We start from the raw sequence: 20,139 nt of genomic DNA on the forward strand, positions 1-20,139 counted from the left end.
TTATCAGATGACTCGGCGCGCCTAGATACAGCTGAAATTGCTGCGGATATGTTCGCCGGCGCCAAGGGCAACGACAATACCGGCGCTTGGCGTAGCTGCGATGCTTGACAGCGACGAAGCGCTCACGTGCAAACTGGTTAGGGGGCTTCCCCCCATTCTGCCCTGCATGCCGGTTTGATCGGCTAGTCCACTCAGGCGTTGCAGCCTCCGGAAGCGGGCTTGCCCACTTCCGGAGGCGCCGCGTCAGAACGCCAGCCGAACTCCCGCGCGGGCCGAGGCGCGATGGTCCGCGTCGCCGCTTTCGCCGGAAAGCGCGCCGAACACCGCCAGACGCTGCGACACGGCGATGTCGGCACCAAGCGTCGCAGTTGCGAGCAGGGGTGCGCGGGCCGCACCTGCCGCCAGCAGCTCCAGGTCGCCGCCGCCCAGCGCGGCCAGAGCATAGGGGGTGCGCCCCTTCACCTGATAGCGCGCGCCGATCGTCAAATACGGACGGGCAACCATTATTCCGTCCGGCGAAACGGCGCTTGCAAAGGTCAGGCTTCCGTCGACGAACGCCGCGGTGCTGCGCTGCTTAGCGACCGTGAGCGCGAAGGCGCTGCCCCCCGTTTCCGCCACGCTGCCCCGCGTGGTGCGGATCGCGGTGCCACCGATGCTCGGCCGCACCGTCCAGGCGTCCGACAGCGGTACCGCTGCATCGATGTTCGCGTCCGCAGTCCAGCTGTGCAGGTCGTAGCGTCCAAACGCCGTCCCACCCGGCAGCGCGCGACGCGTGTCCGCCTGCGCGCCGTCATAGGCGACCATTGCCTTGATACCGACCGCGCCACGCTGCACGCGACCGTGCACGCCCGCGACGCCGCCATCGGCCTGCGTCCGCGCGCCAAGGCCGGACAGCGTCTGGTGGCCGTTTAGCCACCCGCCGAACGCCCCCAGCGACCAGCTGTCGCCTGCGACGCCGATGCCGGCGAGGAAGCCATAGCCGTTGACGGTCGTCCGCGCGGTGCCGCGCGTGACGTCCGCGTCGAGCGTGCGCGTGCCGGTGAGCGCCGAGGCGAAGGTGTACATCCCCGGCGTGTCGCGGGTCGGCGCGAAGGCGCTGCCACGCGCCGCGTCGGCTAGCGTCAGCCCGTTCTCCACGCCGATCTGGCGTGCGGCGGCATAGGCTTCGGGGCTGAATCGCGCGAACGCCGCGGCATTGGTGGCCCCGGATGCGCTGACCAGCGACGGCGCGGCGGCGATCAGCGCGGCGCTTGCCTGCCCGCTGGTCAGGACGCCGTTGACGTAGTCGATGCTGTCGCGCACCTGGCCGGCATAGCTCGCGTCGTTCCGGAACTGGCCGAGCAGCCGGATGGTGTTGGCATCCTGCACGACGAAGCCGAACAGCGAGGCGGGCTTGACGACGGTGGTGAAGCTGCCGGTGATGCCGCCGCTGGTCGTGATGAGATCCAGGCTTTGCCCCGGCGTCAGCGTGCCGGTCGAGACCAGTTGCAGCGTCGCCCCGCCGGCGATCGTCAGCGCACCGTTGACCACCAGCTTGTCGGATATCGTCGGCGTGATCTCGAACAGCGATGTCGAGGTCGAGGCCAGCGCGACATTGCCGTTGACCGTCATCGTTCCCGGCGAGGCGCCGGGGCTGAGCGTTCCCGCAACCGCGATGTTGCCGGTGACCGTGCCTGCCGAGCCGAAGGTGGCGCCCTGTTGCACGGTGAACGTCGCGGCGGTCATGCTCGAGCCCGCCAGTCCGACCAGCCGCCCGCCGGTCAGCGTGAGATTGCCCAGCGATGCGGCGCCAGCGATGGTCGCGAACCCGCCGCTCATCCGATACGCCTCGATATTGGCGATGCTCGAGAACGCGACCGGCGCCGTGGCGCTGCCGCCCGACACGTCGATGCTGTCGCTGCCCGCGCCGCCGTCCACTGCGCCCACAAAGCCGCCGGCGATGGTGAAGCGGTTGTCGGCCGATCCGAACGTTACGCGTGCCGCAAGGCCCGCGTCGGCGGCGATCGTCAGGTTGCCCGCCGCGGCCAGCGTGTCATAGGCGAAGCCGCCACCGCCGAACGTTAGCGTACCCGAGCCTTCGGTCGTCAACCGTGCGAAGTTGGTGAGCGTGCCCACGCGCAGGCCTAGATCGCTAGCCGACAGGTCGAGCGTCGCCGCGTTGCTGCCTGCGCCCCCGGACACGATGCCGGCGAGCGTGCCGCCCGCTGCCAGCCGGAAGCCGTCATTGCCCGCGCCGAGATCGATCGTCCCTGCGAGCACGCCGCCACGCGCCACCGTCACCGTCTTGTCGCCACCGGTGATCGCGATCGACTGCCCGGCGCTGCCAAGCGTGCCGGCGAGAGTCAGCGCGTTACCCGTAAGCGCCAGCGTCTCGAAACCGGTGGCAGTACCCGTCAGCGTCACCGCACTCATATTGGTCAGCCACAGCGTGTCGGTGCCGAGGCCCCCGTCATAGCGGCCGGCCAGCGTTGCCGCGCCGATCGCGAGCGTGTCGTTGCTTGAACCAAGCAGGACCGCACCGACATCGCCGTCGAGCGTCACTTGCGTCGCCGGACCGGTCGCGGTGATCTGGCCTACCGCGTAGCCGCCCAATCCCAGTGACAGGCTGGTACCGGTAAGCGCGATCGACTGGAAGTTCTGGTCGAGCGTCAGCGCCAGCGTGCCGCTACCGTCCACCGCCAGCGTCTGAAAATTGGCGCGCGCGCCGATGCCGGCGCGGTCGCCGCCGAGCACCACGCGGTAGAGATTGGCGCCTGCACCTCCGTCGACGCTGCCATTGGCGCTGCTGCCGAGCCCTTCGACATAGGTGTCGTCGCCCGCGCCGAGCAGCACCGCGCCGCCGATCGCACCGGTGTTGACGACGATATCATTGCCGTCCGCCAGCGTGATCCCGCCCACTATCGTGCCGGCATTGACGAGGGTCAGGGCTCCGCTGCCAGCCGATCCGGTGACGGTGGTCGCACCCCGGGTCGCCAGCGTCTGCCCCGCCGCGACTGCAAGCGTCCCGCCGGAGAGGCCGATCGTGTCGACGCCGAAGCCGCCAGAGAAAACACCGGTTCCGGTGCCGGTCTGCGTCACGCGTTCGAAATTGGCCATCTGCGATGCGGCGAGGGATACCGTGCCGCCGGTCGTGGCCAGCTCATAGCTGTCCGTCCCGTCGCCGCCATCGACGAGTCCGTTGGAGGTCCCTCCAACCCGCTGGACGAAGCGATCGTCGCCTGCGTAGAGATCGACGAAGCCGTTGATCGTACCGGCGTTGTCGACCGTGTCCGAACCGGCATCGAGCAGAACGTCGCCGGTGATCGTGCCGGTGTTGCGGATCATGTTGTCGAAGGTGCCGTACGTGAAGACGGCGGCGCTTCCCGTCGTGCCGAACGCGCTGATCGTGCCCGCGTTGATCAGGTTTAACGCGCTGTCCCCGGCGAGGATGGCATAGGCGCGGTCGCCGGTCGCGCTGATCGTGCCGCCGGCCGCGTTGGTGATCGTCCCCGACAAATTGCCGCCCTGCACGATCAGTCCGTAGGCGTAGGACGGGTAGTTTCCGCCCGTCATCGGCGTGGCCGTCGCCGAAATGGTGCCGGTATTGGTCAGCGCATAGGCGAAGGGCTGCGACGACGAGCGGACGTCGAGGTCGAGCGCATACGCGGATCCCGGGCTTTGGGCGGCAATCGTACCGCTATTGGTGATGCTCGCCGTGCCGCCATTCTCGCGCGCGTCGATGGCAAAAGAGGCGGCGATGGCGCCGTTGCTGCTGGCGATCGTGCCGCTGTTGGCGACGCCGAACGACACAGGCGCTGCGGAATCGTCGGACCGCAGCACGGTGAACAGGCCGCCGTCGATCCAGCCGCTATTGTCGATCGTCATGCCCTGCGTCGCGTACAGGTTGGCCGCCTGCGTATAATATGTCGCCGTGCTTGGAACGCCGATCGTGCCGCTATTGGCAAAGGCTAGCGTCGGCGCGCCGCTCAGGCTGACTGCGGGGCCGTAGAAGCTGGACGTCGTGACGGTCCCGCTATTCGTGAACGACGGCACGGTTGCATACACGCCGCCCGCCACCGCGCCGGCGTTGGTCAGCGAGGCGAGGACCTGATCCGCAGGGAATATCGGATCGGCCAGATAGGGAGAAGACAGGGAATAGGGCAGCGACGTCGTCAGCATGCCGGCGATATTCGCCTGGTTGACGATGCTGCCGGTGCCGGCGACGTAGAGATTGCCGCTGAACGTACCGCTCGCGGTCGTGGTCACGACTGTATCGACACCAGCCGCCTGGACTAGCGAGTCCTCGAAATTACGGACGCCGGTCGGGGCGATGTCTACCGTGCCGCTGCTGGCGAATACGCGACCATAGATGTCGGTGCCCGCGCCGCCATCGACGATACCCGACACGCCAAGCGACTCGCCGGTCTGCAGCAACAAGTCGTCGCCCGTACCGAACAGCAGGTCGCCGGCGATCGTGCCGCCGGCCGCGATGTAGCTGGAGGAATTGTAGCTACGCGTGTTGGCGTCGGCATAGCCTAGGTCGACCGTCCCGGTGATCGTGCCCGCGTTGCTGAGCGTCGCGGACCGGACCTGGACCGCCTGGCCGATACCCGCGATGGTGCCGCCGGCCGCGTTGATGATCTGCCCCGTATTGTAGCTATAGGCATCGGTCGTGATCGCCGCCCCGAGGGTGGAGGCGAGCGTGCCGGTGTTGGTGATCGTCGGCAGGACGTACGTCGATCCCGTATAATAGGAATTGCCCAGCAGCACCGCACTGCCGCCCACGCTGATCATCCCGCTGTTGATCAGCGTGCCGAAGTTCGCCACCCCGCGCGCCGCCGCGCCGCCCGCGGCCTGGCTTATGGTTCCGGTGTTGGTGATCGTACCGGAGCCCGAAATGCCGACGGCACCGTTCAGGGTGATGGTGCCGGCGTTGGTCACGCTCGCCCCGCCATAGATCGCGGCGATTGCGGAACCCGTCCGGTCGGTGACGGCGATGCTGCCTGCATTGGTGAAGCTGTCGGCCAAATTCAGGACGATGGCGCCGGCGTAATAATTGCCGTTTGTGGTGGTCCGCGTGAAGCCGAGCGCCCCGCGGCTGGTGATCGACAGTCCGCCAGTGGCCGGCGTCGTCGCGCCGGGATAGGTGATCGAATAGGTCGACTGGATCACAGGCGCATTCGTCGTTGCGATGGCGACGTCAAGGTCGACGCTGCCGTTGCCGGCAAGCTGCAGGGTCTGCGCGCGGGCCTGTCCAGCGGGCGCGGACAGCGTCAGCGCCGCGCCGTTTGCGAGCTGATAGCCGACACTCGCAAATGGCCCCACATTGCCGGTCGGAAGCGTGGCGGTTGCGTCCGCATTGACTGCGTATCGCAGTGCAGAGCTGCTACCGGCGGTGACCGTGCCGGTGATCCCCGCAAACTGCCCCGGTCCCGTGTTGACCAGATCGGTTACCAGCGTCGCGCCGTTGCCGAGCGACAGATTGCCGTTCAGCACGCCGCCGGTCTGCGCGATATAGGACAGGCTGTTGTCACCGCTGAACGCGCTGCCGAAGCTTACATTGCCGTTGATCGTGCCAGCGTTGGCGACGCCCGCATTGAACGGACCGACCGAGATGGCACCACCGCTACCGCCATTGACCACGCCGCCCGCCGCGTTGATCAGATAGCCATAGGCCTGGACGTTGACCCCGGTACCGGCCGAACTGATCGTGCCGGTGTTGGTCAGATAGATGCTGGTGCTCACGCCGGTCGTGGCGCCGCGGATCGTGCCGCTGTTCGATCCGGTATAGCCGACGTTGCCGTACAGATCGACGCCGACACCGCCGGTGGAAATGATCGTCCCGCTGTTGGTCAGCACGCCGTCGAACAGCGACACGCCCGTGCCGGTGGCGGTGATGACCCCGCTGTTGATGACCGGGTTGTAGGAGACCGATACGCCGGTGCCGCCGGTCACGGTCACGCTACCGCTGTTGGCGAAACTGTGGCTGCTCAACACGATCCCGGCCGATCCGGTGTTGCCCGAAAGAAGCGCAGTGATCGACCCCTCGTTACGGAACTGCGCGCTGGAGTCGAACGCATAGTCCAGGTCGCTGACCACACGCGTGGACAGCGCGATCGTCGCCTGGTTGACCACCGTGCCCTGCCCTGTGACGACCAGCGGGGTCGCGGTCGAGAAGCCGGCCGTCAGCGTCGCCGTGACCTTGGCATCCGGCGCCAGCAGGAGTTGTCCGAAGCCTGCGTTCAGGTCGATCGGCGTCGTCACGAGGGTGTCGGTGGCGAACACCACCCGCTCGGTATTGATGCCGCCGCCCGCGTTGATCGCGCCGGTGATCCCCGTCGCCAGCGCGCGTGTCCCCACGTACCGCGCGATCAGCGTGTCGTTGCCGTTGCCCAGCGTCACCGATCCGTTGATCGTGCCGCCGGTCGAATCGATCGTGCTGCCGCCATTGCCCGCGGTGACGTTGCCCGTCACCGTGCCGCGGTTGGTGAGCCTGAGCGACGTCGACGCCGCGATCGCGCCTGCGCTGCCGATCTGCCCGCCCGCCTCGTTGGTGACGGCCAGCAGACCACCCGACACCGCCGCGCCACTGCCGGCATTGGCGATCGTTCCCACGTTGGTGACGGTCAAATAATAGTTCGGCCCGGCCAGGATCGTCGCCGCGGCAGATGTCGATCGGATCACGCCTCCCGCCGCATTGGTGACGGTGGGGCCGTAACCGATCGTGGTATCGAGCGCGCTGCCAGCGCCGCCGTCGATGCTGCCCGCATTGGCGAGCGTGGACACCTGTCCGACGATTCCCCCGACGATGCTCGCGCCGGCGCGGTTGGTGATCGTCGAGAAGCTGGTGAGCAGGTTCGGATAGCCCTGCGCGGTCGATACCGTGTTGGCGAGCAGCGCGATCCCGCCGGTGCCGGTTACCGTGCCCGCATTGTCGAGGCTGACGGAGACGGTCCCGTTCTCGTTGCCTGGCGACTGGAGCAGCGCCAGCGCCGTCAGGCCCGTCACGCTTCCGCCCGCGCCGACGGTCAGCGCCGTCTGTTGCGTGCTGTAATAGGAGCTCGGGTTCAGCGCGCCCGAATTCACCGTGATCGCGGTCTGCCCCGGCGCGGAGACGGTGCCCAGCACCGTGAGCGTGTTCGTCGAATAGGGAGCCGAGCTAGTCCGTGGCACATCCACTGCGATCGTCGGCGCGCCCATGTTCGATACGGTGGCGCCGCTCGCGACGACCAGTGTCGTATCGCGGGTCGTCACGCGGACGCCATCGGTGTCGGTCCCGGCGCAGGTCGTCGTGCCGTTCGCCGTGGTCGGATCGGGCGCGCATTGCGCCTGAGCGACCGCCGGCAGAGCCAAGCCCCATGCCAGCGCGCTCGTCCCGAGCACAAACGACAAACGACGGCAGCGCACGGCCGGAGCAGAACGTATCACGATTGCATTCCCCCTAATCGGCATCTTCGCTGCCGTATTTCGTTGCTGTGCGCGACTTTCGACGATGTTGTCCAGTGGCGCGTGAATAGGCCGCGCACAGCGCGACGGACTCTAATCGTGGTGATGTGTCTGCCAGGGTGCACTGCGCGCAACGCGTCAGCTTTGTCAGGGGATCGTGGCAACCGCGATCCCCGCGGTCAGCACCACGCCGCTGGCGAACAGCGATAGCGACAGCGCGACGCGATCGCCGCATTCCGCCAGCTACTGCGGCATCGCGACAAAGGCGACGGGCAACGCAATAACACTGTCGACCAGCACGGGCCTTAGCAACTACCCGATCAGCAACTTTAGCTCCTTACCGTTGAGGCGCCCAACGCCGTGTGGATGCGATATCTTCTTCACGCGCCGCGCCGTATTGAACGCGGCGAGCCCGTACAGAACAATGCACCCGATCACGATCGTCTGCGCGGCCCGATCATGAACAGCCCCGCGCGCTGATGGCCGTCGCGATCATCGACCTCGCACGACTGGTGGTCGACCGGGACCGCCACAACCGGCACCGCAGGCGCGATGCGATACCATTGCGTCTCCATCGTCCTGGTGGCCCCAGACGACGTTGTTCGATCAGTTCAGGAGAAGCGACAGGTAGCGTTGGGCACCCCTCGAATTTGAAAGCTGTCGATCGCCTCCCAACACAATCCGCGCCAAAATCAGAAGATGAACAAGCGGCAGGTTTCGGGAGAGGGCTAGTCCTGAATGTCGCCTTCTTGGGCAAGCTGAATGGCCGGAATGGAGAGGTCAGCGGGTTCGGACCTTGCGCTCTTCTATCGGCCCCGACCGAGCCATCAGATGTCGAGGTTCCGGCGTTCGATCTCGGCAAGCAGGGCTTCTTTATAAATCTCGCCGGGCTCTCCCGCGGTCTGCTGGTAGCTTTCGACGAGCTGTTGATCTGACAACGCCAGGATAATCTGATCCGAAGTCTGGCGGTATTGCTTCAGGTTCTGATCGGTCGTGTCCAAGCCGGAGCCATCTTGCGTGCGTATCTCGCCGCGAGCGATGCGGCCGGCGGTGTTCAGCAGGCTGCGTAGGCGGTTTAGGTTACTATCGTTCATGTCTTCAGCCTGTGCGCTGTCGACCGATTTGTGCGATCGTATCTGCGTAAGGGACCGGAACGACGCACGCCTGATGCTCGTGCGCCGTTCCTAACCGTTGTCGGACCCCAGACGGTCATACGCGGCTTCTTCGGCACTTACCGGAGGGAGTAACCAATTCCAGCACCTTTCGAGCATCGAGGCGGCCGCTAAAGGCCGACTCGCGATATATCGTGTCTCCGCTACATACTACCATGGGTAGTGGCGAAATGGCTCGCAGATCACCTACAAATACAACAAAGGCGAAGCACCCGTTAGTGCCTCGCCTCAACTCTACAATCCCACAGTCACAGCTTTGTATGGCAGACGTTCGAGAACATCAGCGAAGGCAAACGCGCGATTCATCGCATCGTTTTGCTCGCGAGGGCCATCGCAAACGTGGTCGAGCGCATTCATGTTCTGAACCGTGTCGGTGTCTCCCAACTTATCGTTGCCGCCAAGAAGCCGATCTAAGGTAGCGCTTTATTCGTCTTTAGCGGCGCTTGAAGACTTGGGCGATGCCCCGTGCGCCCTTTGCCCGACAGTGGCGCGACTTGGCGTTTGGGCGAAGCATCACTTTTTCGAAACGAGCGCCATTTGCTAGTGCGGTGATCTCGTATCATGGAAACCCGGCATCTAGAGCATTCGGATCTCCAATCCGCCGTATCGTGCCAGATCTTGGCCTTCCGCTGGCGGTGGCCAATCAATAAACATAGTATTTTCATTGTCTTGGCTGCTCCCCTGTGTTCGGCTTATCCGTCGGCGATGCCATAATAACCGGAATACCCTAATGAGCCGCCTTGATGCCTTCCGCTGGATAAGTGAACGAGGCGTTACCGGCCGCCTGCGTCTCCTCAATTATTTTGACCAAATAGGCGTGGGCATCTCGCAAGCGGGTGAGGGTCATATGGATATTTAAAGATGAATTCTTCGGCGCTCTGCTGGACTGTGGTCGGATTAGGTGGAACGTTGAGCACGTCCACGCCGTCGTCCAGAACCGGCCCATTCAGACAACATGCTCGCGATGATTGTTCGGCGTATCGGCGAGCCAAAAGCAAGCCTTGCCGATTCCTTCGTCCAAAACAGCGTCTACAGCTATTACGGCGCGCCCATCCTTGGCACGATAGGTAACGTCATCGCTTATTCGCGCCGGCGTCGCGCTTCGACGCCATCGATCCTGGTCAACTGGTCAACTGGAATCAGGGCCTTCGTCTCGCGCAGTGCTACCACCTATTTCACTACCTCCGCTGTTGGTGGCGGGCGCATTTACCTGTCGAGTGCCAATTGCGGCGAATTCAACGCGCTTGATGAAGCGATAGGCCGCGTCTTGGGGGGCTGGGCACTTCCCTCGAGAGAGTAGAAGATTGGCAACATGATCCTGGCCGATACTCTGGGGTTCGTTAGTACCAACAAGGCTATCTACGCGATCCTATCAGGGCGGTACCCTCACCCCAGTTGGAGCGCAGCCGCAGGGGGCGACATGGCGCTGACGTCCGACGGCACGCTGATCATGACCGGCCAAGTGCCGAACTACGGCGATCCTCGCGCGCTCACCGCTTACCGACTGTGATAAAAGGCTGATCGCCATAATATGCGGCTCGCCGGCAGTCTTCATGCCAGTAGCGGTTGGGTGTCCGACGGTATCAGGGCTGTGTTCGAGCAATCTAATGAGGCCGTACCGCATTAAAACGAGCGATGCTCGACACGTCGACACGTCGACAAGGTTCGCTTGATGCCGTCCGTCGCCCAAAGCGTCCGCCGTGGACCGCAATATCGTCCATTTGGCGGAAACCGGTAGAGCCGACATTGGCGGCTCGCGCGATCACAAACGGCTGGCGGCTTGGAGGCCGACGGGGTTTTCCGTGTAATAGCACGAAGTCTCCTGTGTCGGTCGTCCGGCTCATGCCGCAGCCCGGCGTTTTCCTCGTCAAAGCACGATGAGCCACATGGATTTCGAAGGTATTGCAGGAATCACGGTGGTTTTTCGAGGATCAGCCCTGCGAACGCGGCAGGCCTCGAACTAGCCCAGCTAATGTTCGTGCTATCACACGGAAAACCCTCTTTCCGTTGGACAAGTATAAGGCATCGACACAGGTTGATCGCTGATAAAGGCGAGTTTGGGATCATGGGCGACGTTTCGGTTTTTCAGGGTGACCTGTTTTCGGTGCACAGCCCGCTGTACGGCGATGTGCAGGGCGAGCGGACCGTGGCTGAGTTTCCCTTTTTCGCACTGTCGAAAAAGGCCCATATGACTCCGATGGTTTTTGAATCGGGCGAGGCCCGGATCGAGATCAATCCGAGCAAGACCGGTGTCGCGACGATCTACGACAAGGAAATCCTGCTCTATATCGCCAGTCTGATGGCGGAGCGGGCCGAAAAAGGCGAAAAAGCCGACCGGATCATGACGTTTACCGCCAATGATCTCTTCCGCGTTACCGGTACGAATTCGTCGGCACGGTCCTATACGTCGCTTAAGGCTTCGTTGAACAGGCTGCAGGGTACGCAGATCGTTACCAACATCGAGACCGGTGGTGAAGGATCGGATAGCTCGTTTTCCTGGCTGCTCAAGGCCGACATCAAGTACATCAAGACGTCGACGGGTGAGCGCCGTGTAAAATGGGTCGAGGTCATGGTGTGCGACTGGCTGTATCGTGCCATCCTGACGGATCAGCGGATCGCTGCATACCATCATGACTTCTTCAAGCTCGGTCCAATCGAACGGCGTTTGTACGAGCTCGCCAAGTTCAACTGCAAGGATGACGGTTTCACACTTGATATTGGCGAGTTGGCGGCGCGCGTAGGCTGCGCGTCGGACCGACGTGGCCTCGAATATTTCAAGAAACAGCTTCGCGACGTGTCCGAACAAGATAGTCTGCCCGAATATACTCTCGACGTCGTCGAAACGAAAATTTCATCGGGACGCGGTGGCCGGCCGCGGTTGCACACGACCATCGGCTTTCGACCTAAAAGAGATCTCGAAATCCTTGAAGACGGCACCGACGCGTAATCTGTTTGCAGGCTCGCACGGGGTTTTCCGTGTAATAGCACGAACGCAAATTCGGAACTTTCCGACTACCCGGCGAAGCTACCGGACCCCGACGAGGGGTTTTCCGTGTGATAGCACGAACATTTCCCGAGTTTTCCGTGCGAAAGCACGAACCTTGGCGCTTTGCCCTGCCCCCATAAACCGCAAGGATGACTGAACGGCGGTCGTCGTTCGTCGAATCCGGTTTCTCGCGGATCCAACGAGCGAGGACGTGGTCGTAACGATCATCGGCAAGGGAGGACATGTGTCGGCGTTTCTGAGCCGCATCATGCGCAGCGTTTACGCAGCGCAGAATGCATACGCCGCTCAGGTCGGCACCCTGCCCTATCTTGCCCATGGCATCGATAACGAAGGAATGGCTGTGAGCGGATAAAAGGAAACCCGGCACAAAGGCCGGGCATCCCAAAAGCACATACTAGGTTCGTGCCGGCAAGCACAAACGATCGTTTCCACAACGATCCCTAAATATGCGCTTTTCAGATTGAATTCAAGGATGCGCGTTTCGTGCCACGGCTGACTTTTGCCTGTTTCCGCCACCCTCAAAAGGGAACGGACAATGGGGACCATTACGATAGGCGACGCCGCGCTGAAGGCGTTCGGCCTGCTAACGCGCGAGCGTTCGCCGGCGCGATCAGGTGCGCCGCACCGGACAGGCGCACCTGTGCTACGCGACAGCCTGGAGGCCGGCACCTTCGAGGAGGTGTTCTGGACGGCGCCCGCCAGAGGTGAGACCGACCGTTTGCTGCACGTTGCGCGCAAAACCCTCGATGCCGCCCGGCGGTTGCGACGCGATGCGCGCTCGGGAGAACGGACGCTGACGGTCGTCGAGCGCGGTATCGCCCAGCTTACCGGCAGTGCCGTCCGGGTCTTTGAAGAGATCCTCACGCTTGCGCGGTTAAACCGTGGCCGTGTTTACCCCTCCTACGACTATCTTGCAGAGGCGACCGGGCTCGGCCGCGCGACGGTCGGTCGTGCGCTTCGTATTCTCGAGGCGATCGGGTTTCTCGTGCGCCAGCGGCGCTTCAACCGTGTCAAGAATGATGGCCCTGGGCCTCGGTACGTGCAGACCTCCAACGCCTACCGACCCCTGCTGCCTGGCAGCGTGCGACCCTATCTTCCGCGCTGGATGCGTCCCTCGCCCGCGCCCGACGACGCTGTCCAGCATCACGCTGACCAGGCTCTCGAAACCAATGCAATGCTGAAGACGCTGTCCTGCCGGGAACTTGCGCAGATTACCGTCAGCGGCCCGCTAGGTAAAATTCTTGCTAAGCTGGGCGAGACGATCGATCGCACAGAGCGCGAAGCTCAAACCGGTCCACAACCGCTAAAAGATTCTATGAATATAAGAATTGCAGTGTTGGCCTAGCCGGCCAACGCGATGCCCGACGACGCGAAAACGGAAAGCGCTAAACCCAAAAAAGCGGATAACACGCGGAGAACCCTGGACGCAGCGACGATGTCGCTGCGAATGCTCCCTAATGGGATCATGCGGTTTCTGGAGCGCCCATCATCGAGCCCCATCCGTAGCGGGACCGTGGTGACATACGTGATGGCCAATAATGCCCATTTCTCAGAATGTTGGCCTAAGGCCTAAGTCCGTGTTTCCGAAAGAAAATAGGAAACAACGTTCCGATCATGCGAGACCATCAACTCGGGCCTTTGACATCGTCGCATCATGACGCTTACGTATTGGGGCTAGTATGCCTAACCGCAGCGCCGTCGGGGAGTGGCGCAGGCTGGTAGCGCCACTGGTTTGGGACCAGGGGGTCGCAGGTTCGAATCCTGTCTCCCCGACCATAGACCGGAAGGTCTTATCTTCGCCCTCGATCCGAGTGGGGCAGATGCTACTCGTCATTCTAAGCGGCCTCAAGGCAGCGAGAGAACGTAGAGCCATGGCGCTCTGCCCCAAGGTCATTGCCCGCCGCAGCCTGTTTGGATTTACGGGTACAGATCGCACGACGACATGTCGCGCACTGCCCTTCTGTGCAGCGCCAGTGACACTTAACGAAATAGTCAAATCGGATGGATACTGCGGCACATCAGTTCCATTCCCATTTTCCAGTGCTAACAAGAGGGTACTTAGGGGGAATGAAACCGATGGACTTTCCGTGGAAAGAGCAGGCAACCCTGGTCCGGATGGCAGGCGTGGAACAGGTAGACGACCAGTCCTGTGAGATCTTGTTTGAAGGATCCTTGCTGGCGATGGCAACCCGTGTGCGGGACATGAAGCCCGCTCAGCGCAAGCGCCTACGGTTATCGATACCGGACCGGCAGGTTCGTCCCCATACCTTCCAGGGTGATGCCCTGACGGCGCTGATCGACCGTATCCCACAAGCGGCCTGAATACCGCTTTTGACGGTTTCGTTTTGCACAATCGCGGTTGGGGTGAACGCATTTGCCCGTACGTATCTTAACAGCCACATGGCACGGTGATGCTGCGGCGCAGCAATGACGTGCATGAGGTTTCTATGTTTTCCCTGTTCGCCCTCTACTTCGAATACCGTAAGGCTCAGGCCGCTCACATGGCGGCAACGAGTGAATCGGTCGAACTTAGCCGCCCCGCAAACGACGTCAGCTCGGCAAGCATTGCGAGAGCTGCCTAAATCCGCAAAGGCTGTGGCGGAACCGGCATGCTGCAATACCGCGGCGCCGGCCAAATCATCGAGGGTATTGCGTGACACCGACTGTCATCACTCCAAGCGGCCCAGGCGCGATGGAAGCTGGCCTTGTGCTCGACGACGAGGGACAGCGCTTCGTCGTGCTGACATTCAAGGAACCGGGAGGCGAGCCCACATTGGTCACCTTTACGGTTCCCATCTTCCAGAATTATGTCGAGCACCTTGTCCGGACGGCGAAAGCAGCCAACGAGGAAGCCAACTGGGGTATTCCTGGCTGACGGCGATAGCCAATCTCGACAACGGATTTGTCCGCCTCTCGTAATAGTCTTGTGGCAAGCGGACGAATTCAATGGGTTTGAGTATCCCTGTACCAGCTATGCTCCGACGAGCAGCTGGGCATAAGATGCAGCATCGTCGCCCTCCCCTTGGCGGTTCGCATACCAAGACCCTACCGGCTTCGGCCTCCGACAAGCGTTGCGCGCTGATCCAGAACGATATTGAGAGCCCCCTTGGGCGTCGTACCGGTCACGGTCGCGCGACCAGTAAAGCCCGCCGTATCGTACACGCCCGTGCGACTGATGTGCATCCAGTCGCCCTTCTTCTGCGGGCAGCTCAGGGTTTGTGTATAGCGGCCGTCTGCGACGCGCTGGCTGTCGATCCGGCATCGTGCTTTCGGGTCGGGCGTCAGGAGGGTCTCGATCCCCTGCCCGCTCGATACATGCTTACGCTCAGCCTTTGATTTGCCCTTCATCATTCGAAGAAGGAATCCTGGAACGCCCGGCACGGTCAGGTCGACGACCTTCGACGTCACGTCCCAATCCCCTGGCTGCACCACCTGCGCGGTAGCGGTGGTTGAAAGGCCAGCCAGCATAAGCATGAAGTATTTCGTCATACTTCAACCGTTTACCGGCTAACGCGGCGTACGCAACTGAATGACCGTCTTCGACAGACTGTCAGGCTCACTATAGCGATGATGCTGAACCGTTTTACCACGGGCCTGCGCGAATACCGGTTATATTACCGCATGGTCGCCTTCCCCGGTGCATCGATGCCCACTCGTCGAGAAAGCATATTTCCTTGCAGCTATGTATCGATCCTGATTCAGGCTGAGTGTGAAGCTAATCTCTTTCCTAGGTGAGAGCCTCGATCGGCTCCGCGACTTTCCGGACAATGCCTAATCGGAAGCGGGTCACCTGCTTAACGAGATCCAGATTGGCACCGATCCCGACGACTGGAAGCCGATAAAAACGGTAGGTCCGAGGGATCGTGAAATCAGGATCGGGGAAGATTCCAGGGCGTTCCGGATCATCTACCTGGCGACGCTCCTTGACGCGGCGCTATCCTGCACGCCTTTCAGAAAAAGACGCAGGCGACACCACAACGGGATATCGATCTAGCGGCCAGCCGCTTACGCACATGGAGGAAAAGTGATGGAAATTTAAACGTTCGACAACGTGTTCCACGCACTGGCCGACACTCCGGCCGAGGCCGCGAACCTCAAGGCACGCTCCGAGCTGTCGGCTCTCAAGGTGCGGGTAAGTTCTTGGCATATACCGCAGGAGGTTGCGGTAACCGTCTCGGTATCACCCCCCCCTTCACAATGACCTATTGCAGGGAAAGATGGCCAAATTCTCGCTCGATGCATTGGTGAACCTCGCCACGGCCTCTGGCCTAGCTGTGCATATCCAGGTCGCCGAAGCGGGCTAACGGCTGAAGCCAGCACACAGGGGTTATGGTTGACGATCGTCGCGAACCTTGTGCGGTTCTTGGATAGCCGCATCGACCGCTATTCCGCGCCGACATTCGGGGAGAGTTATCAGCGATGGTAGCCCCCTGCGGTCAATTACTGGGTCGCTTACGCCTGAAGCCATGCTTGAACAGTTCACCTCGTCGCTCTTACGGGCATCATTGCGGTGCAATATTACGCGGAGAACGTCTCAAAACCATGAATCAGTAAAAGCGACCGATCATCGGTATTTGCCAATTTGGTGCCTGGTAATGGAACCTGTTCTTTTCAAATCCGGGAGAAGCGACCCCGAAGCCGGTGATCGCGTCGTAATCGAAGGAGATCTCCGTCCTCACCGCACTTTTCGAGAACGACAATGAGTTGCCGATACATAGAACGCACCCCGGGAGGGGGAGTCAGCGTGGGGCCGAGGCGCACGCCTGCGAGTATCGCAGTGCGAGGCAGAATTGGCGGTTACCGCCGAGGTGCTGATAGCTTCTAGCGGCTCTGCTGTGACCTGCCCTCACGACGCGCCGGCTGGCCTGGCAGGGCCAATCGGAACGTGGTGTCGCGATCAGTCCCCGATCGGGCTCTCGCCGTGCTTGCGCAGCACGTCGTTGAATGCCTCGGCCATCAGCGCCTGGAGGCTCCTGCCCTGACGACGCGCTAGCGTGTGCATGGCGAACGACATCTCGGGTGTGAAGAACCCTGCGATCTGCTTGCGACCCTGCCGGCTGGCGGGGCCCGATGTAGCCCCCTGCCCGCCGACCTGGTTTGGCGTCTGTCCAATGGGCTGTGATGTCGATGGTAGCGCGACGACGGGTTCCGGCAAGGTGCGATCACGCAGGTTTGCGAAGGACGGCTTCCGGCTCATGCTACAGCTTTTCCGTTATCTTTGAGAGGTTTGATAGAAGGCTTCTTTGACGACTTGATTGGCACGCCCAGTTGTAGACATGTCCACTTGTAGATATGTCGAATGTCATCCGCCGCCTTACCGTTGGGCTCGAATTCCATGACGGTGCGGCCTTCCGCGCTCGCATGGCGAAAGGCCGCGCGGTCAGCGATCTGGATCGGGCAAGCTGGCGTACCAAAGCTTTCGACGAGTTCGCCCGCCTCCTGGTACATGCGCGGCGCATTGGGCGACCCGGCGGTGAACACCACGAACGCCGGCTTGCGGAGCAATTGCACCAGCTTGGCCGTCGTCTGGATCGCCGCCAGATCGAAGGCGCTGGGACGGCATGGGATCAGCACCAGATCGGCTACCTCGACCGCAGCACGTGCAGCACTATCGGCATGAGGCGGAGTATCGATGACGATGAAATCGGCCCCCTGCCCCATCGCCTGCTCGATCTTGGCAGAGAGCCGTGGCGGTGGGCTATCGATCACTTCGGGTGGCGCGTCCTGACGCCAGGCCGCCCATTGGCTGGCAGTCGCCTGGGGATCGGTATCGATGACGAGCGCGACACGCCCTGCGTCATGGGCGGCAGCGGCAAGGTGAAGCGCTAGCGTCGTCTTACCCGCGCCCCCCTTTTGGCTAATGATTGCGATAGTCGGCATGTCGGTTCCCCTACATGTCTACATCACGACAACGCAACACCGCCGGCTGGAAATCGACAGAATTTTTGAGCGTGGGCGGAAAAGTAAATTTGCCGGCAGTCCGACAGCGCTACACCCGACATGTCGGGTGTTAACATCCAATGTGGCTGTATCCAATATGGCGTACGGCCGCTTGTTTGCCCCGCCCGCATCGATCGCTCCGCTAAAAGGCGCGTACGTCTCAACGACGCTGTTCCATTCCGCGTCGCTGTATGAATGGAGCGGCGACAACAATACGCTTGTTTCGATGAGCGCAGCGCTGTCCGATGCTATGGCCTCGATCGGTAGGGCGGCCTATCTGGAAGCGCCCATCACCGGACAGGATCTGATAGCTGCGGGAGGCTGCTGGGTGGGTATTACCTTATCGCCTTCCGCGAGCGGCACCTAACGCAAGTCTTCTTACCAAGCTGGCGATTGCTTGGTGTGAATTTATGGCCGCCGTTCACGAGGCAAATGAAACGTCTGATAATTCGCATGGTGGGCTCCGCTAGCCGGCCTTCGCGAGGCTGGGGTTCGCACGACTAATGGTTACTAAAGAGTAAATGGCGCAGCGTACCGTTGGCCGCCAGCCCGCGTTCAGTATGTCTGTCCCGAAAAGGGATTCGAGCGAGCAGCTCAGAGATAGCGGCGTTAGTCCACCTGAACCGCGCCGGGTTTGCCGGAGGCTCCAACTCCTGAGAAGGTGGAGCCTGTATGAGCAAGACGACGAACAAGTTTGCGCCGGAAGTTCGCGAACGCGCGGTACGGATGGTTTTCGACCACGAGCGGGATCACCCCTCGCGATGGGCAGCGGTGGTGTCGATCGCGGAGAAGATCGGCTGCGTTCCGCAGACACTGCATGAGTGGGTGAAGAAGGCTGAGGTCAACAGCGGCAAGCGTGCCGGTGTCCCGACCGAGGTTGCCGACAAGGTGAAGGCACTCGAGCGCGAGGTCCGTGAGCTGCGTCAGGCCAACGAGATTCTGCGCAAGGCGTCCGCATATTTTGCGCAGGCGGAGCTCGACCGCCCGTTCCGGCGATGATCGCGTTCATTGACGATCACCGCGATGCCTATGGGGTCGAGCCGATCTGCCGTGTCCTGCCGATCGCCCCATCGACCTATCACGAGCGCGTCGCGCAGCGACAGGACCCGACACGCCTGTCGGCGCGGGCACGGCAGGATGCGCTCCTAAAGGCTGAGATCGCGCGCGTGTTCGCCGAGAACTTCGCGGTCTACGGCGTGCGCAAGGTCTGGCGGCAGATGATACGAGAGGGCGTGCCCGTCGCCCGCTGTACGGTCGCGCGACTGATGCGCGAGATGGGCCTGGCAGGCGTAATCCGGGGTAAGCCAGTGCGCACCACGATCAGCAACAAGGCGGCGCCGTGCCCGCTCGATCACGTCAACCGCCAGTTCTACGCGCCAGCGCCGAACATGCTGTGGGTCTCAGACTTCACCTACGTCGCGACCTGGGCGGGGTTCGTCTACGTCGCCTTCGTCATCGATACCTATGCTCGCCGGATCGTCGGCTGGCGGGCCAGCAGGACGGCTCATGCCAGCTTCGTCCTCGATGCGTTGGAACAGGCGCTTCACGATCGTCGGCCGGCCCATCGGGGCGGCCTCATCCATCATAGCGACCGCGGGTCGCAATATGTGTCCATCAAGTACACCGAGCGCCTCGCCGAGGCCGGGATCGAGCCCTCGGTTGGCAGCGTCGGCGACAGCTACGACAACGCTTTAGCAGAGACGATCAACGGCCTCTACAAGGCCGAGGTCATCCATCGCCGTGGACCTTGGCGATCCTTCGAAGCGGTGGAATACGCGACCCTCGAATGGGTCGACTGGTTCAACCATCGACGGCTGCTGGAGCCAATCGGCAACATCCCGCCTGCCGAAGCCGAAGATCAATATTATGCTGCCGCAGACAACATCGATATGGCTGCGTGACTCACAACCCAACGCCTCCGGTAGACCCGGCGCGGTTCAACCATCCGGTCAGTCCGCATATTAACGCAATAATCGCAGACCTAAGCGCAACCGGCGTCAAACGCCTCAGTTTAGACCACCAACTTATCGGCTAGGGACGCCATTTCCCAACTGAGAACCGCCATCATGAACAGCAGCATCGCGACTCTTACGGTCGCGGGAACGATGACGCATGGTCGTGACCGCCAGCCGGAGTGAGGTTGAGACACGGATCACTTCTTGGTGGGAATTCATGCCTTGTTCGGGTTAGCTCTCGGCGGAAATCAACGCAGGGCAAACAGTCGCGGACGGCATTCTCGCCGTTATTCTCTGCATATGTAGGGAATAAAGGCTCTCAGCTATCAGGCTAACACCGAGATATTTGAGCGCCGAGCGCCGAGCGCCGTTGGCGTGCCATGTTGACATCCATACTTGGCGATGTGTTTTCGTGTCGACATGTCGGGGCGCCGAGGTTGATGCATTCAATAGCTTAGCTTGCCGATACGTCGACACGTCGACACGCCGACACGCCGACACGCCGATACGCCGATACGCCGATACGTCGATACGTCGATACGTCGATACGTCGATACGTCGATACGTCGATATGTCGATACGTCGATACGTCGACATGCGGAAACGCCGAGACGCCGAGACGCCGAGACGCCGACATCCC

The 20,139-nt window shown here is 62.0% G+C and carries 17 protein-coding genes, 1 tRNA gene, 1 pseudogene and 1 other annotated feature; of the genes and pseudogenes, 12 read left to right on the forward strand and 7 right to left on the reverse strand.

Features of this window, described 5'->3' with window-relative positions; all coding sequences use genetic code 11:
- Window positions 1-243 precede the first annotated feature (243 nt).
- The 3 genes from QFZ54_RS17730 to QFZ54_RS17740 all read right to left on the reverse strand — a co-directional run bounded on the left by QFZ54_RS17730 (window position 244) and on the right by QFZ54_RS17740 (window position 8,519).
- Window positions 244-7,332, reverse strand: a complete 7,089-nt coding sequence (locus QFZ54_RS17730; RefSeq protein ID WP_307089667.1) for an autotransporter outer membrane beta-barrel domain-containing protein — start codon at window positions 7,330-7,332, stop codon at window positions 244-246.
- Window positions 7,333-7,859: 527 nt separating this feature from the next.
- The gene (locus tag QFZ54_RS17735) at window positions 7,860-8,000 is read right to left on the reverse strand and encodes a hypothetical protein (protein WP_307089669.1); all 141 of its coding nucleotides are present in this window, start codon (window positions 7,998-8,000) and stop codon (window positions 7,860-7,862) included.
- A 252-nt stretch (window positions 8,001-8,252) separates the two neighbouring features.
- Window positions 8,253-8,519 (reverse strand): hypothetical protein, encoded by a 267-nt coding sequence (locus QFZ54_RS17740; RefSeq protein WP_307089671.1) that lies wholly within the window; start codon window positions 8,517-8,519, stop codon window positions 8,253-8,255.
- Window positions 8,520-9,552: 1,033 nt separating this feature from the next.
- Between QFZ54_RS17740 and QFZ54_RS17745 the strand changes: the two genes are divergently transcribed.
- The 8 genes from QFZ54_RS17745 to QFZ54_RS17780 all read left to right on the forward strand — a co-directional run bounded on the left by QFZ54_RS17745 (window position 9,553) and on the right by QFZ54_RS17780 (window position 14,479).
- Window positions 9,553-9,897 (forward strand): hypothetical protein, encoded by a 345-nt coding sequence (locus QFZ54_RS17745; protein WP_307089673.1) that lies wholly within the window; start codon window positions 9,553-9,555, stop codon window positions 9,895-9,897.
- Between the two features lie 12 nt (window positions 9,898-9,909).
- On the forward strand, window positions 9,910-10,107 hold the full coding sequence (locus tag QFZ54_RS17750) for a hypothetical protein (protein ID WP_307089677.1): 198 nt from the start codon (window positions 9,910-9,912) through the stop codon (window positions 10,105-10,107).
- 525 nt (window positions 10,108-10,632) lie between these two features.
- Window positions 10,633-11,544 (forward strand): replication initiator protein A, encoded by a 912-nt coding sequence (locus QFZ54_RS17755; RefSeq protein ID WP_307089679.1) that lies wholly within the window; start codon window positions 10,633-10,635, stop codon window positions 11,542-11,544.
- A 250-nt stretch (window positions 11,545-11,794) separates the two neighbouring features.
- Entirely contained in the window at window positions 11,795-11,956 is a 162-nt protein-coding gene (locus QFZ54_RS17760) for a hypothetical protein (RefSeq protein WP_307089681.1), read from the forward strand.
- A 183-nt stretch (window positions 11,957-12,139) separates the two neighbouring features.
- Window positions 12,140-12,949 carry a helix-turn-helix domain-containing protein gene (locus QFZ54_RS17765; protein ID WP_307089683.1) on the forward strand — a complete coding sequence of 270 codons (810 nt, stop codon included), beginning with the start codon at window positions 12,140-12,142 and terminating at the stop codon, window positions 12,947-12,949.
- Between the two features lie 354 nt (window positions 12,950-13,303).
- Window positions 13,304-13,380: transfer RNA gene (locus tag QFZ54_RS17770), tRNA-Pro, on the forward strand.
- A 300-nt stretch (window positions 13,381-13,680) separates the two neighbouring features.
- Window positions 13,681-13,926: a hypothetical protein gene (locus tag QFZ54_RS17775; RefSeq protein WP_307089685.1), complete on the forward strand. Its 246-nt coding sequence runs from the start codon at window positions 13,681-13,683 to the stop codon at window positions 13,924-13,926.
- A 331-nt stretch (window positions 13,927-14,257) separates the two neighbouring features.
- The gene (locus tag QFZ54_RS17780; RefSeq protein WP_307089687.1) at window positions 14,258-14,479 is read left to right on the forward strand and encodes a hypothetical protein; all 222 of its coding nucleotides are present in this window, start codon (window positions 14,258-14,260) and stop codon (window positions 14,477-14,479) included.
- Between the two features lie 170 nt (window positions 14,480-14,649).
- Here the strand turns inward: QFZ54_RS17780 and QFZ54_RS17785 are convergent, their stop codons facing one another.
- Complete coding sequence (locus QFZ54_RS17785; RefSeq protein ID WP_307089689.1) at window positions 14,650-15,093, reverse strand: DUF3617 domain-containing protein; 444 nt, start codon at window positions 15,091-15,093, stop codon at window positions 14,650-14,652.
- Window positions 15,094-15,394: 301 nt separating this feature from the next.
- On the opposite strand from QFZ54_RS17785, the pseudogene QFZ54_RS17790 reads away from it, so the two are divergent.
- Both QFZ54_RS17790 and QFZ54_RS20535 read left to right on the forward strand, forming a co-directional pair.
- Window positions 15,395-15,852: pseudogene (locus tag QFZ54_RS17790) on the forward strand (type II toxin-antitoxin system RelE/ParE family toxin).
- Complete coding sequence (locus QFZ54_RS20535) at window positions 15,822-15,908, forward strand: hypothetical protein (protein WP_373458628.1); 87 nt, start codon at window positions 15,822-15,824, stop codon at window positions 15,906-15,908. Before QFZ54_RS17790 ends, QFZ54_RS20535 begins: the two are co-directional and overlap by 31 nt.
- A 593-nt stretch (window positions 15,909-16,501) precedes the next feature.
- Here the strand turns inward: QFZ54_RS20535 and QFZ54_RS17795 are convergent.
- Window positions 16,502-16,801 (reverse strand): ribbon-helix-helix domain-containing protein, encoded by a 300-nt coding sequence (locus QFZ54_RS17795; RefSeq protein WP_307089690.1) that lies wholly within the window; start codon window positions 16,799-16,801, stop codon window positions 16,502-16,504.
- Window positions 16,798-17,484, reverse strand: coding sequence for a ParA family partition ATPase (gene parA, locus QFZ54_RS17800; protein WP_307089692.1), 687 nt, complete (start codon window positions 17,482-17,484; stop codon window positions 16,798-16,800). Before parA ends, QFZ54_RS17795 begins: the two co-directional genes overlap by 4 nt.
- On the opposite strand from parA, the gene QFZ54_RS17805 reads away from it, so the two are divergent.
- A complete protein-coding gene (locus QFZ54_RS17805) occupies window positions 17,483-17,911 on the forward strand; it encodes a hypothetical protein (protein ID WP_307089694.1) in 429 nt (142 codons plus the stop codon). The genes parA and QFZ54_RS17805 overlap by 2 nt on opposite strands.
- Window positions 17,912-18,216: 305 nt before the next feature.
- A protein-coding gene (locus QFZ54_RS17810; RefSeq protein WP_307089697.1) for an IS3 family transposase occupies window positions 18,217-19,445 on the forward strand; the annotation gives its coding sequence in 2 pieces (ribosomal slippage) (window positions 18,217-18,505 and window positions 18,505-19,445; 1,230 coding nt in all).
- Window positions 18,498-18,614: a sequence feature (AL1L pseudoknot), on the forward strand. (Overlaps the previous gene by 117 nt.)
- 508 nt (window positions 19,446-19,953) lie before the next feature.
- Here QFZ54_RS17810 and QFZ54_RS17815 read toward each other — a convergent pair.
- Entirely contained in the window at window positions 19,954-20,136 is a 183-nt protein-coding gene (locus tag QFZ54_RS17815) for a hypothetical protein (protein WP_307089698.1), read from the reverse strand.
- Window positions 20,137-20,139 lie beyond the last annotated feature (3 nt).

The sequence above is a fragment of the Sphingomonas faeni genome, from assembly GCF_030817315.1.
GTDB classification, from domain to species: Bacteria; Pseudomonadota; Alphaproteobacteria; order Sphingomonadales; family Sphingomonadaceae; genus Sphingomonas; species Sphingomonas faeni_C.